9 protein-coding genes and 2 CRISPR repeat arrays are annotated in these 16,387 nt (G+C 39.4%); of the genes, 2 read left to right on the top strand and 7 right to left on the bottom strand.

The window, feature by feature from the left end; all coding sequences use genetic code 11:
- Positions 1–63: 63 nt before the first annotated feature.
- On the bottom strand, positions 64–2,259 hold the full coding sequence (locus RMY64_RS29190) for an ATP-binding domain-containing protein (RefSeq protein ID WP_322701829.1): 2,196 nt from the start codon (positions 2,257–2,259) through the stop codon (positions 64–66).
- Between the two features lie 243 nt (positions 2,260–2,502).
- Between RMY64_RS29190 and RMY64_RS29185 the strand changes: the two genes are divergently transcribed.
- Entirely contained in the window at positions 2,503–2,868 is a 366-nt protein-coding gene (locus tag RMY64_RS29185; protein WP_322699952.1) for a hypothetical protein, read from the top strand.
- 2,375 nt (positions 2,869–5,243) lie between these two features.
- On the opposite strand, the gene RMY64_RS29180 is transcribed toward RMY64_RS29185, so the two are convergent.
- The 6 genes from RMY64_RS29180 to RMY64_RS29155 are packed head-to-tail and all read right to left on the bottom strand — an operon-like array spanning position 5,244 to position 12,180.
- A complete protein-coding gene (locus RMY64_RS29180; protein ID WP_322701828.1) occupies positions 5,244–6,782 on the bottom strand; it encodes a hypothetical protein in 1,539 nt (512 codons plus the stop codon).
- Positions 6,783–6,784: 2 nt separating this feature from the next.
- Positions 6,785–8,392 carry a hypothetical protein gene (locus tag RMY64_RS29175; protein ID WP_322701827.1) on the bottom strand — a complete coding sequence of 536 codons (1,608 nt, stop codon included), beginning with the start codon at positions 8,390–8,392 and terminating at the stop codon, positions 6,785–6,787.
- Positions 8,385–8,795 carry a hypothetical protein gene (locus RMY64_RS29170; protein ID WP_322701826.1) on the bottom strand — a complete coding sequence of 137 codons (411 nt, stop codon included), beginning with the start codon at positions 8,793–8,795 and terminating at the stop codon, positions 8,385–8,387. The genes RMY64_RS29175 and RMY64_RS29170 overlap by 8 nt, the downstream gene beginning before the upstream one ends.
- Before the next feature lie 4 nt (positions 8,796–8,799).
- The gene (gene cmr4, locus RMY64_RS29165; protein ID WP_322701825.1) at positions 8,800–9,636 is read right to left on the bottom strand and encodes a type III-B CRISPR module RAMP protein Cmr4; all 837 of its coding nucleotides are present in this window, start codon (positions 9,634–9,636) and stop codon (positions 8,800–8,802) included.
- A gap of 1 nt (position 9,637) precedes the next feature.
- Entirely contained in the window at positions 9,638–10,630 is a 993-nt protein-coding gene (locus tag RMY64_RS29160) for a type III-B CRISPR module-associated Cmr3 family protein (protein WP_322701824.1), read from the bottom strand.
- Positions 10,615–12,180 (bottom strand): Cas10/Cmr2 second palm domain-containing protein, encoded by a 1,566-nt coding sequence (locus RMY64_RS29155; protein ID WP_322701823.1) that lies wholly within the window; start codon positions 12,178–12,180, stop codon positions 10,615–10,617. The genes RMY64_RS29160 and RMY64_RS29155 overlap by 16 nt, the downstream gene beginning before the upstream one ends.
- A gap of 636 nt (positions 12,181–12,816) precedes the next feature.
- A CRISPR array of direct repeats spans positions 12,817–13,212; the repeat unit is 36 nt; unit sequence CCCTACCGATTGGGTTAAATCGGAATTAATGGAAAC.
- 216 nt (positions 13,213–13,428) lie between these two features.
- Here RMY64_RS29155 and RMY64_RS29150 point away from each other — a divergent pair.
- Positions 13,429–15,504, top strand: a complete 2,076-nt coding sequence (locus RMY64_RS29150; protein WP_322701822.1) for a WYL domain-containing protein — start codon at positions 13,429–13,431, stop codon at positions 15,502–15,504.
- Between the two features lie 140 nt (positions 15,505–15,644).
- Positions 15,645–16,342: direct repeats of the CRISPR family, unit length 36 nt; unit sequence GTTTCCATTAATTCCACTTCTCCGAAGAGAAGCGAC.
- Between the last annotated feature and the right edge of the window lie 45 nt (positions 16,343–16,387).

Here is a 16,387-nt window from a genome sequence, read left to right as displayed (position 1 = left end):
CCTTATGGCTTGTCTCTGTGATGAAGAAATTTATCCCTCTTACTTCCTGGTAATTGAACAAACTTATTCGCTCACATCACGCTTAGGACGTTGGAACGTGAAGGTAAAAGTGCTGTCACTTTGTATAACCTGACGAATCTCTTGGTACATAGGATAGTTACCAATCCCACTTAAATAAAGCCAACCACGAGTTCTGGTCATCGCAGTAAAAAGTTGGTTGCGTGCAGTAATATTGCTTTCATTCTGGGCAATGTAATCTAAGCCAACAACATAAACTACGCTTGCTTCATTACCCTTAGCACGATGAATTCCTGCTATTGTCACGCTATCTGAATTCCAAAAACGGTTTGGAAAAACATTGTGCTTATTATCCGGAAAACAATTAATTGTTGGTGCAGTCGGAATATAATAATTAATTCCCGCATCCAAAAGATGATTGGCAGTTTGTTCTTGGAGCTTTTTGGTTTCAAAACTATTCCCCAATACAACTACTAAAATATCCTGGCTAGGATTTAGCTTTTCATCTTCAATATTATGCTTAATGCAATTAGCCAAAGCTTTAAGTTCGGCTTGTCGAGAACTGTAAGATTGAAACGATATCAGTTCTTTATCCCAAAGCGTTTGTATAGGATTGGGTGAATTTTCCTGGGGTCTTGTTAAAGTAACAGTTGCTCCAGGAATGCGAAAATCTCCTTGGGTTACTTGATAGCCAATCCGCTCCCAATCCTTTTTGTTGGTAATTCCTGCCAACATTCCGTTGGGTCGCAGTAACCCCATACCCAAGGCTTGGGCAGCAGCGAGAATACACCTGGGAGTGCGATACGAACGTTTTAGAACGTGAGCTTTTCTAATCTTGCCAAGATAGAATCCCCCACTACTACCACCGATGATTTGACTGAGTTCGCTTCCCAAAACTTGCTTTGAAGTAGGAATTACTAAGCTGTTTAGACTTTGTGCTTCATCATAAGCCCAAATTAACCGTCGCAATTCTGGCTGGTTTGCTTCTGGCGATCGTAAGGCTTGATACGCCATCCAATAAAATGGTTGTTTGCCTTCAAATTTTAGTGTATCGTCATCAATAATTAAGTCTTGTCCTTCATCAATTAAAATGGCATCAAATTGTGGTGGTATTGTTGTCACTTCAAGCAAATCTCGACACGCAGCAGCTAGAGCAGCTTGTGGATTTAAATTAGAATAATGATTAACATTAGGTTGCACGCCAGAAGCTTTACAAATCGTACTGTACAGTCCTGCTTGGTTTATTCCACCCCAAGCGTGCAATACTTTTAGTTTTGAACCTTTCGCGTTGTAGCAAACCTCTCCACCACTAAAGTAGCGTAACCACTGATCTACGAGTTCGATAATTAAGTTATAAAGACTGCGGGTAAAAAATACTAAAGCAATATCCCAATCCGGATGACGTAAATGCATCCGCGCTGCCTTCTGGCATAGCAAAAGCGTTTTACCTGAACCTGCCGTACCTCGAATGCGCTGTGGCCCTGGAGGTATTTGCATTCCAATTTCGGTTTGCTGCCAGTCAACGTCGCTAATCCACTCATGCAGGTGAACGATAGCTTGACTACGCGGTGACGGTGTAGTGTTTTGGATGACTGGAGGCGTTTTCGTTGGTATCGGAGAGACAACTTCTTTAAGTAAATGCTGCCATTGCTGGTCGTTCAAAGTTGAAGCAGCATGACGAATAACCGTAGCATTATTAACAATGTAATAGAGTAAATCTGGTTGCCGTTCTAAATCATCTTTGAAGATAATTGGTGGGCAGGCTAGATGGTTATCGTCAAATCCTTTACCTCTCCAAGCACGGCGTGTAATTTTCGGAAGAGCTACAATAACTCTTGCTGCAACCTTCTCGTAAAGGAACGGATTTCTGTCGCAGCGATTTATGATACTAAACGCTTGTTTTTCAGCTTGCTCGATCGGAGCGAGGTATTTCTTGTGAAAACTAGTTATCATTTTCCATCGGTTAGCCTCAACATTCTCGATATCATTGATAGCGATAGATTTCACTTCGATGATGACTAGCCCCAAATCCTTGCTAACAAGTAAAATATCCATTTCACGCCGAGTTTGTTCCTCGTGGGAGAAAGCGCGGTAGCCCCATATTGCAACCCCTTCTCCTTGCATCAAGTTCTGACGAAGTGTGTCCCAAACAATTCGTTCACCTTGATAACCTGCTCCACCAGTTGACTCAGTTTCAATAAACTTCCAAGCAACAACTTGGTTATTGGTAGCTGCAACCATAAATATAATTATTTAATGATTTATATGAAATACTGCTGAGATTGCAATTTAATCATCAGCTATAAACTTTGTGTTGAAACGTTTATACAACAATAAATTATTTTTAACTGTTAAATTCTAAAACGTCCAGACTAAAACAGTTAATTAAATATTTATAGATATTCGATACACCATCTCAATTATTGGGAAGACTAAAATTACCCTTCTCCCACCATAAATATATTTAATGGGTGTCTCTGGATAATGAACAGTCTTTTGAAAATCCCGTCCTTACTGCTAGGACTGATAAAGCCAAAATCTAATAAGCTTGAAATCGAATGCTACGGTCAAGGTGATAGTGCGATTGAGATGCAACAAATTCAGCAGATTATAGAGTGGCTCTTTGCTAGTCTAATGAATGCAGGATACCAAGGTATGTCGCATCTGATTTGGGATTTAGGCGAACAGGACTGGAAACAAGTGGCACTGACAGGACTTCTGAGAGATGAGCCAGTATTTTTATATCGTTGTAATGACAGACCTTCTTTACCACCAGAACACTGCTACTGGCGCTTAATGACAGAATATTCATCTTTGAGAATTTATCAGTTAGAAGTATTGGAGCGGTAAATTCTCATTTTATTATTTAGTTGTTATTTTAGTGACGGCGCAAACTTGAAGAGAAAGAACGGAGAAATAAAAAGGGAAGCTTCGCATTTGTAGTTTTTATTGATTCGTCTCCACTAATTATGTGGAGACGATTTGTGGATTTCAGTTTATCGAGTAGGTTAATAAGTTTCCATTAATTTGCCTCCATATAGTTATTGGAGACCACACGATGATAAGCTACCACGCTAACAACGACTTATTTCCATTAATTCGTCTCCATACAGTTAGTGGATACTACTGGCACTGTCCCCGCGGATGTTCAGACTGCGGTAGATAAGTTTCCATTAATTCGCCTCCACATAGTTAGTGGAGACTGAGCCACCAGACTTCGACGACTACCCATCAAAAGAAGTTTCCATTAATTCGCCTCCACATAGTTAGTGGAGACGAATTTAATTCTGTCGCTCCAGAATCTTTAAGAGAGTTTCCATTAATTCGCCTCCACATAGTTAGTGGAGACTCATGCTGAAAATGGCAACGTTCGTAGAGTTAAAAGTTATGTTTCCATTAATTCGCCTCCACATAGTTAGTGGAGACCAGGAATCAGGTCATACGATCGGCTACCGGAAGAGTTTCCATTAATTCGCCTCCACATAGTTAGTGGAGACTCTACAAGCGGTTACAGTACCGTGCGCTTCCGCCAGGATTTTCCATTAATTCGCCTCCGCATAGTTAGTGGAGACTACCGAGAAATGAAGGCAGTTACACAGCGGTTACATTTTCCATTAATTCGCCTCCGCATAGTTAGTGGAGACGCCAATTAAGCAAACTGCAACTATAGAAACTAATGTTACATTTTCCATTAATTCGCCTCCGCATAGTTAGTGGAGACTGCTGGGGGCTAGAAGCCATAAAGTAAAGGACTTACAGCGCCCATTTTCGTGAACCTGATCCAAAATTACTGTTTCAGCCATTGCCTGTCAAGTTTCCTTTTGAACAAAAATGCTTTAAACATCCCTAGTGTAAGCTTTTCAGGTTGTGCGCGAACCTCCTTTGGGTTTGTAATAGCTCAAGAATAGTTGCAGTAGGGGTTTGAGGCTCGAAAATTAGCATCTTTAAAAAAACAGCTAGGGGTTCGCGGATTTTCCTACGGTCAGCTACGGTCAAATAGGCGATGGCACTACATTATTTCCATTAATTCCACTTCTCCGAAGAGAAGCGACAGAGCAGCAACTTCAATCCAAGAAACTCGCTGACCTTAAGCTTCCATTAATTCCACTTTTCATTGGAGAAGCGACTGATGAGTGTAAGTATGTATGCAATCTACTTAAGTTAGTTTCCATTAATTCCACTTCTCATTGGAGAAGCGACAAGGATAAAGGACTTTTTAACCCCTTTGGTGTAAGCATTTATTTACAGGTTTCCATTAATTCCACTTCTCTTTGGAGAAGCGACTTTATCAGAAGATTTGGCTATCCATTACAAGGCTGGGCGGTTTCCATTAATTCCACTTCTCCGAAGAGAAGCGACATAACAAGTGTGAGAAGGGTTATGCTTGTGGCTCAACTTGTATGTTTCCATTAATTCCACTTCTCCGAAGAGAAGCGACCAGAAGGAAACGTAGTATGAAACTCTATAATATCTACTATGTTATAAAGTTTCCATTAATTCCACTTCTCTGAAGAGAAGCGACCTTATCATCCTTTGTTGCAAATGTAGCAAGATTATTGTTTCCATTAATTCCACTTCTCTGAAGAGAAGCGACATAAACTATTTAAAACGGCACAACGAAAAGCCAAAATAGGCGTTTCCATTAATTCCACTTCTCTGAAGAGAAGCGACCTCAAGTTTCTCGCATACTAGTATTTCTCAATAGTTTCCATTAATTCCACTTCTCTGAAGAGAAGCGACATAGAAATAACAAGTAGATATGGATTTGCATATACTGTTTCCATTAATTCCACTTCTCTGAAGAGAAGCGACTAACGTTAAACAATTATTTAGATAAGTAGTTAAAAGATTTTTCCATTAATTCCACTTCTCTGAAGAGAAGCGACTAACCCCTTTTATTTAAACCCTTATGGTGCTTGATGTCCAGATGCCATTTGCGACGGGGTATAGGTCTACAGCTAAATTCAACCATATTACACAAACATAAAAACCCTGAAACCCTTAAACAGCAGGACATCGGCGGGGTCTACGAGATAATAAGCATTACCCGCTTTTGCTGACCCCGCCGCAAGAGCTTCCACTCTAGAAAGCAAAAAGTAGATCCTTGACCATAGCAAAGATTATTCAATCACCAAAATACCTACAGAAATTCCAAATAATAGCGATATCGCATTCCAAGTTTCCGGCTATTTCTACACTCTTAATTTTATTTATAGCTTTAGCTATTAAATAAGAGAGTCTGCTACTTCTTGAAGTTTCTTATTCAACTTCTCTCTTTTATAAGGAAGTTTAAAATAGTTGATCGCCTCTAAGAATGGGCGTTTAACATAATTTACATAAGCAGTCATTACATCAGGTGCTTGATGGTTTTCGTATCCTAAAAGATAGCTTATCACTTCCCGATCTTCTACACCACGCAAATTGTGCATTAGTTGATTACGAAGATCATCATTAGCATTCCTGTTTTTATAACAATACCATCTGAGTAAAGGCCAATCATGAAAATTATTATCTATATTTTTTAACCAATCAATGAGCAAATCATTTTTATTAGTTACTCCAAAGTTATTATTGATTTTCTCAACTGGAAATTTAAGAATTCGTAGAATATCGATTTTAAAAGTATTGGTCTCATTTTTGATAGATTTAGATAAATGTAACCCTAGTGGAACCCATTCAATTAATTCGGAGACATTTCGAGTATCTCCATTTGATAAATTAATAGTTTGATTAATCATTGCTACTTGTGATACAATTGCAACTTTCAAAAAAGTTTCTTGAGCAGCAGCAAGTAGAGTAATACCTTGGAGATAATTTTTCTGATTAAAGAAAAAACTTATCAGATCAAGACTGTCAACAATTCGTTGAGTAGCTTGGGGAATCTCAAAATCTTGTCCACTAGTTATTAAAGTACTATGGAGATTAAAAAAATCAACAATCTTCTCTAAGCTAGCTATAGCGGCTTTGTCTATTCTATCTATATCTTCTAAAATTTTGAGCGCAGCGCCAGGGAAGCCTCCTATAATTAACTGCTTTGCTTTTTGAATCTGCATTCCCCGCCAATAATTAGAGCTTTCAATAGCTTCTGATTTAGATTTCTGTTCAGAATTTTCATCAAAATATTCATTACTAACTAAAAACTTAACTTTCTGAAATCTGCCTAAGCTAACGAATTGTACAGCAGAAGATATCGCTGGTGTTCCAGCTTGATGACTAACATAAACAGATTTTAGTGGATTAAAGTCTAACTTGCGGAATGCTTCTTCTACCAAATAAAGAGTTTCATTCCAATTATCTATACCTTTATCATCAGTTTTTGGTGCAAGATATAAAAATTCTAATTGACAGTCAAATTTTCCTTGCAAATACCACTCTAATAGAGGCTTAAGTGTACAAGTATCTTGCCAGTAGGGGCATTTCTCATAAATTAATTTGTCTTGATTGAATATTTGATATTGGTCTGTGAGCAGAATTATAATTCTTTCCGGCTTGATACTTTGCTCTACGAAATATTGATAATAAGTATCAAGCAGTGGAAACTTTAAATCTAACTCGTAATAATCAGGCTGATTTTCATATACTAGACCTAAAACCCTAGCAGGTATTGTATATCCAGCCTCTTTATTATAGGGGTCTTTTTGGGTAGGTGAAGCAAACTCTGTACACTCCAAATCATATCTGACTTCATCATATAAATTTCCCCAACTTTTATTATGCTTGAGGAGGACATCGCTATTACCCGTTGTGATAATCCAAATACTCATATTTACTCCCCCCAAAGTTTGGTAAATCCGCTGGTTGCTAAGAAAGCTAAAAATTCTTTTGTTCTCTCATCTTCTTTATCAGGAAAAATGGTGAATAACTCTACATACCTTCTTCCCTGACGTTTCATCTCTCCGTCTCTGATTTTGTAATGCGGATACATGCGATGCCAAATTCTACCAATCTGACTCATCTTACCTGTGAGGCTTGAGCCTTTAATTGATTTGCTTCCTTGGTAATTACCGTGAAACCATCTCACAGCTAAACTATCATCTTCATCTTGTGCAAGGCGTCCCCAGACTTGAACTTTCTGTGGATGGAATGATTCGCGCCAAGAAGTTAATTTATTACTTGGGGTTTTATCTTTTAATTTCAGCCAGTTATTTACAGTCTTATGAATATCATTCAGAATATTAGTAATGTGACTGAGGCTGTTTACTGGGAAGTAGTATTGATTTGATTGCTTGGGGAATTCCCAATGACAACCTATCATGGGTTTACCATTTAAATACTCTGGAAAGAATAGGCGATGGTCAATTCGTCGCCAAGATTTACCAAAGCCACCAAGCAGCATAGCAAATCTTAAAATTTGTGTTGCTAATGTTTTTAATTCTTTTTTATATTCTTTTGAGGTATTACCCATGCTAAGAATATTTAAAGTTCCTGCATTTAATTCATAAATAGGCATGGTTACATTCCCATACCGATATACATCCATTTCTAAATCAACAGCATTAAAAGCAATTCCTAACTGCCCGACAACAGCACCATTTCTCCCTGCAAATCCGCCCCAAAGTTCTCTAGTTAATTCTTCGGCTGTATTTTCATCAGTAATGCCACTAAATAACCGCAGGGTGTGACCACGTAAAGCAGCTTTAAAAATATTGGGACGAAACTCGCCTGTTTTATCAATTAATTGTGAGGCTAATCCTTGTCCACGCAGATTAACAGAGACTAATTTAGTTTCTGGGTGATTTATCGGTTGACCATAACCAGCACTAACTCTAGAACCAATACCTCGTTCAATAGCTTTATCCCAAATACTCCAGATAATCTCCCATTCACTAGCTTCTAGTGCTTCGGTGCTAGAAATGCCAAATATTAAGGTAGGTTGATAGAGAGATATCTGAATAAATGCTGAGTGGCTACCGTTATTTTTAATTTGCCAATCTTGTTGAGGATGAACTACATCAATTAATGGTTCTTCAGCCCACGTTGCATCTTTAGGATAACCCCCATGAAAGCGAAGAATTCCTGGTATGGCATCGTTGCTAGTTAGTTTACCACCGCAATACCTTACACCCTGTTCTGAGGTACAAGCACGTAAAAAAGCACCTTTCATGCTTGCGCCTGGGTAAAATGGAAATCCTTTAGCGGCGATGACTGGCCGAATTATATCTTCGTCTTGCCCACTGTTAGAAACAAAGCGCCAAGTTATCTTATATTCTTTTATTTTAACATTGGTGTTAAATGTGGGAGGGTCGATTGCAGAACCTTCTACCCATTCATCAACCCATCTCTCAGACTGTTCGGGATTTCTGATATATTGAATCTGCCCGCGCCCTGAGATTTGCGCTTGAAACATTAACGGAACTTCATTACTATTATTCATCTGCAAATCCTGATTTTTTGTAGCGCTGAGTCCACCAAACCAAACTGTCACAGAATTGAGTAAGCACAGCTAAACAAATTCTTTGGTCTTCAATCGGAAGTTCCCATAATTTGGCGGCGAATTGCTGAATTTTTTGGGTGTCATTATTGCTGACATCTTCTTGAGGAAGCTTAATTCCAGCCAGTTGCATGATTTTGACAAAGCTTTTCCATGTATCGCGCCAATATTCGCCTTTGGCTTTTTCTTTGTCTAAAAGCCGCAATTGTTCTCCCCAAAACCTCTCTAAGCCGTAAGCTACAGTTATTCGCATTTTGTGAGATTGACCAATAACACCTTTTTGGTCGCGGTGTTTGAGGACTAGGCGTTGTGCTTCTTGGTCTAAGTCGTAAGATTTCCAAGTCATATATTCACACCCCATTTAAAGTTAAACTACAGTGACCAAAACCAATGGATTCTAAACCACCAAGATAAATATCTGTGCTTTGAGTACCATTTAAGGGTTCCCATTGTTTACCTGATTTATCATCTTTGATGGCGATGGGAAAGACTAAAATAGTTCCTTCTGGTAAAGCTTCAGTGTTAAAGAAGCCACCACCATCGACAACCTTTTGGTCAGGTTTTAAGCGCACGCGACTTTGACGATATAAAGCCATGTCATGAATCATGGAAATATCACTATCGTCTACTATTACTGCTGGCTTTTCTTTTCCTGATGGGAACCAAGGGGATAAATCTACGATTTTGTTGATAGTCAAAAATCCTAAATTGAAAAACAAAGTCTTTTTACCTTGGGATTCTCGTGCTTTTAAGTTCTTGGAGCCTGTATAGGGGTCTGGTATATCTATTTCTTTGAGAGATTTACCATTAAATTTGACAGTATCGCCAGCAATTCTTTGGTAGCGTTGGAGTAAACGTGGACTAGTTACCCACACAATTGGTTGACCGGGACAAAAGACTGGTAGCCAAAGAATAGAAGCGTATTCAAATTTGATAATAGACTCGTTATTAATTTCTGATTGTTCTGAACCTGCTTCATTGCCATACCAATAATTTGCTACTTGTTCTCCATCTAGCAGGCGCATTTCTGAACGCAGGCGACCGCGAATCGAACTACCGGGAAGAATACCTGTTTGAGTAAATTGGTCGCGGAAGATGAGGTTTAAATTACCGCTTTCTTCTCCAGCAGTTGCACCGACGTGCAGAGGTGCTAAAGTTTCAATAACTCCATAAGCTTTTTTGTACATTTTAGGCAACTCCTTTAATTTCTGTTGGCAAACATAAACCGCATCCTACACGTTTAAGGCTGTAACCTTCTTTGGGAAACCATGCTTCATCCCATGACCACCAAGGTTTATTTAAAGGTTCTGCAAGCACATAAACACTACCAGCCGGAACCGCGTAACGTCCCCTTCCTAAATTCCCTTTGGCGCGGTAACGGTAGGGTACTGGTTTATCTGTTAGCATTTCTACGGTTTCAGGGAAGCTTTCATGTTGAGGATGGCGGTGAGAGAAACGGTTAGAACCCCATGTAGCTGGTGTAATTAAGGCAAAGGTGCGTTCTATTGGCTGATTTAATAGATTTAAAAATTTCTTATTTTTGATTGACTCACATTCTATTTCGACAACATGATTTTCACCACCAAAACGATACCAGCCGTTTTCTATAGGATACGTTGATAGATAAACTAAACAGGTATCGTCTGCCATTTGGACAGAATTTTCTAGAAAAAGTCCATCGGAGTTTTCTACACACCGTTCAGTTGATTTAATTTTGGGATGCAAAAAAGAAACGTATTTCCAAGGATTATCAGCAACAGATTTATATTCATTAGTCCTGATTGCTTTAGCTGGGGTTCCCCAAGAATCGATTGTTTGCCAACGATAATCTGGTTCTAGTTTCTCACTCTTATTTTCTAGCTCCCATTTACCATCCTTTAATTGCCACTCATCAACGGCTTTTTTGGCAATTATTTTATGCCAAGGGATAGGAATATAAAAATTTTGTCTTTCGTTGTATTTCGCCCAAAATGGGCCTGCAACGCATAGATTAGTACTCAACTCACTTTGAGGAAACTTTTCTGTTGTCTTATTAACGCTAAACATTAAGCCTGAGAGTGTCGCAGCTTCTGGCGGGAATTTAGCACCAGAACGACCCACTAGATTTTCTGGTGAAAGAAATGCACCTGCACTTCCATACATTAATCCCAAGGGACGAATAGTGATTAGGTATTTGAACATAAATGCCAGCCTACTTTAATTAAATTGCTAATCCAATCAATTGTGGCTTTTGCTCTGTCATAAGGAGCATCTTCATCATCAAAACCCACAAGATGTTTAGCACGTTCATAATTTAGTAATTCTTTGCCTTCACCTGGAAAGTAAATGTCAAAGAATTCAATAGCGAATTTTTCGACAAAGCTCTTTTTATCAAGATTAAAAGCACGTCGGGATTCTAATTGAGCTAAATCTTGATAAATGTGACTCCAGTTGGCTTTTTTCTCTCTGTCTTGATACTTGGTCAGAATATTTAAATAATCCCAAGGACAAGTCCATTGCACATATTGACCACTGTTAAAGACAATTCGGATGGTGACTCGCCCACGCCCTGAAGATTTAGCTAGCTTTTCTGCCTCACGACAATGTTGTAAAATATCTCTTTGAGGGACGCTAGAACCTGCCCAAACAAATCCGACGCTTAAGCCTATCTTTTGGTCATGTCTTTCCCAAATTTGGGGTAATGTGATTAACCATGCAAAAGCTTGCTGGGCTGTAATCGGTTCTTGATCTTTGTCTCGATAAATTACGCCTAAAAAATCGTCTCCACCTGCATAAACCACCCGACCGATTTCTTGGGGGAAGTCTCTGCTAAAGTCTTTCCCCCAGTGACGCATCGCTTGACTAAAATTTTTCAGTTCGTCATCACCATTTTCTAAGTCTGCTAATTCCTTTAGGTGTTTTCCAACTTCATCGCCATCACCCATAAACCAACCTGTCCAGCGTCCTTTACCTTGCTCATTTTTGGCTTCGGGGCCTCGATAAATTTCGCTGAAGCTTTCTAGTTTAGACATCCCTAAATTGTTGGCAATTTCTGGCAGGGTGACTAAACGTTTCACTAATTCAGGAACACTTAATTTTTCATTGAGTGCAAAAAACTTACCCTCTGGTTCTGCATCTTGAGAACGATTTTCTAATACACAAGCAAGGCGTTTATAGAAGGTTTTAATATCGTCTTTTTCTATAGTCCACTGGCGATTTTTAGGATTTCGCGCTTCTCCACCTAATCCGGGAAATGCAATTCCATCCGTACCTGTTAAACTAGAACTCTCCCCAATCCAGTTGACGGCAGTCCACCCACGGGAAAGTTTACGGGTTTCTAAATCATCCATCGCCGCTTGAATACTATCGCCTTCTCCCCAAAAAATTTCCCAGGCGTGGTTTCCCCAGTTTGCCCACTCCCTCTCCCAGTGGTATTTATAGTCAGGTAATTTCTCCTCTATCCAGCATCGACATTCCTTCAACATTCCCTTCCACACGGATAATAAGGTTTTTTCTACCTCTGATTTTGAAAATTCTCCCTTAATAAGAATGCGATTTGGCATTCCTTTTTGGAGGTTAGGGATTGCTGGGGAAATGACTGTTGTAGTTTTTTCAGCTTCTTTTACTAGCTGCTGGCTAAGATAGGAGAGAATCAGAGATGCACCATACAAGTCTCGGAGTTTACGAGATTTCTCGATAAACCCTTGCACCGGAGCAAAGGTTATTGCTGTATATTTGGCCACGTTTACCATAGTTACTGGATGCGGTCTTGTCTAAATTACAGTAAGAAATTGAACTTGTACTCAGTAGTTATACTTTGTAATAATTCTTGTTTTGTCAATTAATCGCTTAATTTTCAGAGGTAAGCTAGGAATAAAATAAGCCAATTAAGCACATATAGTATTTAAGGTTTTGTGCAAGTTTGGAGTTATGTAGCACTAGGGGAATTACTGTGACATTTACATCTTCTCGGAAAAATCGAGAATGTAAATACCTTTTCATGCGAATGACGAAATATTTTTTGGATGTCTGAGCAAGATTTAATTGTGTACCCTGTTAAGGTATTGCATTTTTGTGAGATGATTTATGTCACGCGGAGGTGCAGACGCGCAGAGAGTATGAGGAGTTTTAGATTTCAATACATTAATTGCATCGCTTGTTTATGCAACGCCACTATTAACTCTTAACGGGAAGTTTGAGATGTTCATCTACACACCTCGCCGAATCGCCGAAACCCTATATTTTTCGTTGAGGTGTGTCGATGCCTTACATAACAAGGGTTTGAGGTGTGTATTTTACTTAATTTCACATAAGATATATACTCTTTTTCAGAGGTGTGTCGATTTGTTGGCTGAAAGCCTTACGGGGCAAAGCCTCCTAGACGAACTCCCTACCGATTGGGTTAAATCGGAATTAATGGAAACACGATAATAAAAATCGTGAAAATAAACATGTCCAAACCCTACCGATTGGGTTAAATCGGAATTAATGGAAACCTCAAGAGAGGGGGCTCCACAAGCTGTTAAGAAAGACCCTACCGATTGGGTTAAATCGGAATTAATGGAAACGTTCAGAATGTTATCGATTTCAACAGCTACAGACTGACCCTACCGATTGGGTTAAATCGGAATTAATGGAAACGTCTATATCAGTAATATACATGATTAAACTCCAAACCCTACCGATTGGGTTAAATCGGAATTAATGGAAACCTGTGATTACATTCACAAGCTAACTTGTTACAAACGCCCTACCGATTGGGTTAAATCGGAATTAATGGAAACTGGCCAGAACCAGGGTGGGATTTCAAGAAGGGTTTTACCCTTTCGATTGGGTGAAATTGGAATTAAAAACAATCCGATTACTTACCCTTCTCTCTTTCAGAAGCTAAGTTAATTAAACCCTTGATTAATACCGTCGTCATTCGCTTGAAAAGCCTAGACAACAAACAAATAACAGTTAAAAGTTAAAGTAGACAAACTTTTATCCTTGAACTCTTGATGATCTGTCACTTCCTCATCGGCATCCCCGGTAGTGGGAAAACCACATTCGCGGTCGAGTTAGCAAAACTAGGGAATTATCGTATTATCTCCACTGATGCAATTCGCCAAAAACTCTATGGCGATGCAAGTATCCAGGGTGAGTGGAGTCAGATAGAAGAAAAAGTAATTTTTGAGATTGCTGATGCAATTGCTCAAGGTGATTCGGTAATCTATGATGCTACCAATGCCAAGCGTGTGTGGCGGATGGATTTGCTAATAAAGCTAAATTCATCTGTTGCTTGCCTTGCAGAGCATGGGGAAGAGGTTTTGTGGATGGGGTGGTATTTGCAAACTCCTTTGGCAACTTGCAAAGCTTGGAATCAACAGCGCACCCGACAAGTTCCAGACACGATCATTGAGAATATGTACAAATCTCTGCAAGACTTTCCTCCAGTAGCAGCAGAGGGATTTGCATCTGTCAAAGAAATCGATGTCACCTCTTCCAAGTTCGACATTCAACAAATTCCAACCCAAATCCAACAGCTTCCTCGTACCCTTACTAACCGCGCTAATCGTAATCGCCACATTACTTTACACGGTTATAGTAAGCTGCTGGATTTTGAGCGCTTAATGCATTTAATTTCTCTAATTATTCGCTATCCAGGAATTGGAAATCTGCAAACTACTAACCACAGTTTGCTGGAAAGCATTTTGGGTAATGTTCCTCTGTTTGCAAGTTCTTTAGAGGAAGTTACCGCTTTCATGGATAAATTATGCGGTGCGATTTATGCTAATAAAAATGCCATCGAATCTGATTTACACTGGCTACAACAAAATTCCCTTATTGGAGCCAATAGTATTGCCCCTTCTTCTGGCATTACCGTATCACCCGATCGCTCAATTACTCTATCGACTTTTGTAACTCATGCTTATTCTAACTGCGACAGCTTTCGGAGATTGATACAAATCATTCGCTTGATTCTCCACCACCCATTTTTGCAAGATACAGGAAAGGGAAGCCTACAAACGCTCGTGTCTGCACTCAAGGAAAATGGGATTATCGATGGCGATGGTTTAGATATTGTCCGCAAGGACATAGAAAAGGTTCTCAAGCCTTATAAAATATTGCCAGAATTTCCCTTGAGAGATGGGTATTTTGCAGGGACAGCGATTTTATCAACACATGAATTAACTAAAGTGTTTGATGTTCTCCAGTCTCAGGCTAAAAGCCTTGATGATCCTGTAGCACTGGAGATTTATGAAACATTTGCCACGCGGATGCTAAAAAGTAAGTTAGGGGTAAATCATGTGTATCCTGTCAGGGCGATTGCTAATCGTAGTATGATTGACCCAAAGTTTTTACCAACCGATGCTCTGTCTAGGAATTTAGAGCAATTGGAAGAGGCAATAGCTAAAGGGCAATTACTGGAATTAAATCGCTTTTCTGGCGGCGGTAAGTTTGTTCTTGATGAAGAAAGTTTTTTTTTAGCATTTCCTTTGCAAATCGTTTTTTGTAACCAAGCGTGGTATTTAGGTTTTGAGTGTGAAAGTGGAAAGTATGCAGGACTGTTCCGGTTTGAGCGTTTGGATAGATTGTTCATAGGTCAATTTCAAGGAAGATTCCGTTCTAAAGAGGAACAGGAAAAATCATTACAGAAATTACAGAAGCTTTCTGCTGCTAGTGCGGGTATTTTTTTGGGATATAGTGCGAGTGACCAACGTCAGTTTCTCAGCCACGATAAACAAGAACGTTCTCAGGCTTGTGTGACAGTAGAACTGTGGTTTAACGACGCTATGTTCAGATTTATCGCTGAAGGCACTAAGAGATTCCCTGCAAGACAAATGAATATGTCTCCACCTGTTGAGGGCGGAAGATTAATGTTACCTAAGTCAATTTTCTGTCTGAAAAAAACCACAAGTAAACAGTTTCCCAATCGCTTCCGAGTGGTACTACCTACATGGTACTTGGATGATGTGGAGTTTCTGCGGTGGATTGTCGGTTTTGGCGGTAATGTTAAGGTAGTGCAACCAGAGGAATTGCTGGCTAAGGTTAAGGAAATGGGTGAGGCGATTGTTAGGGTTTATGAGCAGTAAAAAATAAAATATATATTTCAAGATACTTTTAAAGGTCGGGATATTTACATCTCGACCTTTTATTTGGAGAAATTCCACTTCTCCGAACGAGAAACGACTAAGCTATTTACAGCGCTTTTCAATTACTACAAAGATGATGAGTTTCCATTAATTCCACTTCTCCGAAGAGAAGCGACGAAATAAAAGTAGACCAAACTCCACTAGACTTGGCGGCGTTTCCATTAATTCCACTTCTCCGAAGAGAAGCGACTTCCTGAGTTGTATAAAGTGCTTTTGGATGAAGTCAGCAAAAAGTTTCCATTAATTCCACTTCTCCGAAGAGAAGCGACTAGAAGCTTTTATCCCGGCACTTGATGATACATTAAGTTTCCATTAATTCCACTTCTCCGAAGAGAAGCGACCCTGCATCACATCTTACTTAACCTTGACTTTTCCTAGTTTCCATTAATTCCACTTCTCCGAAGAGAAGCGACGTCGATTGCCTAAATACCAAATCCTTTGAATTCTGGAGTTTCCATTAATTCCACTTCTCCGAAGAGAAGCGACGAGACCATCTTCCGCCTCTAGTTTCAGCCATTATGGGTTTCCATTAATTCCACTTCTCCGAAGAGAAGCGACAGTTAATTAATACTAACTTAAATAGCAAACAATTAGTGTTTCCATTAATTCCACTTCTCCGAAGAGAAGCGACAAGATTGATAAGCAGGCACAAGCAAGTCAGGAAAGGCTGTTTCCATTAATTCCACTTCTCCGAAGAGAAGCGACTACAAAATAATGTTTATCTTTTCTACCTGCATATCTCGTTTCCATTAATTCCACTTCTCCGAAGAGAAGCGACCCCTCTTATTTAAACCCTTATGGTGTCTGATGTCCAGATGCCCTT

This window comes from Nostoc sp. DedQUE08 (assembly GCF_034530895.1).
GTDB lineage: Bacteria > Cyanobacteriota > Cyanobacteriia > Cyanobacteriales > Nostocaceae > Nostoc.
This window is presented reverse-complemented; position numbering and strand designations above follow the sequence as displayed.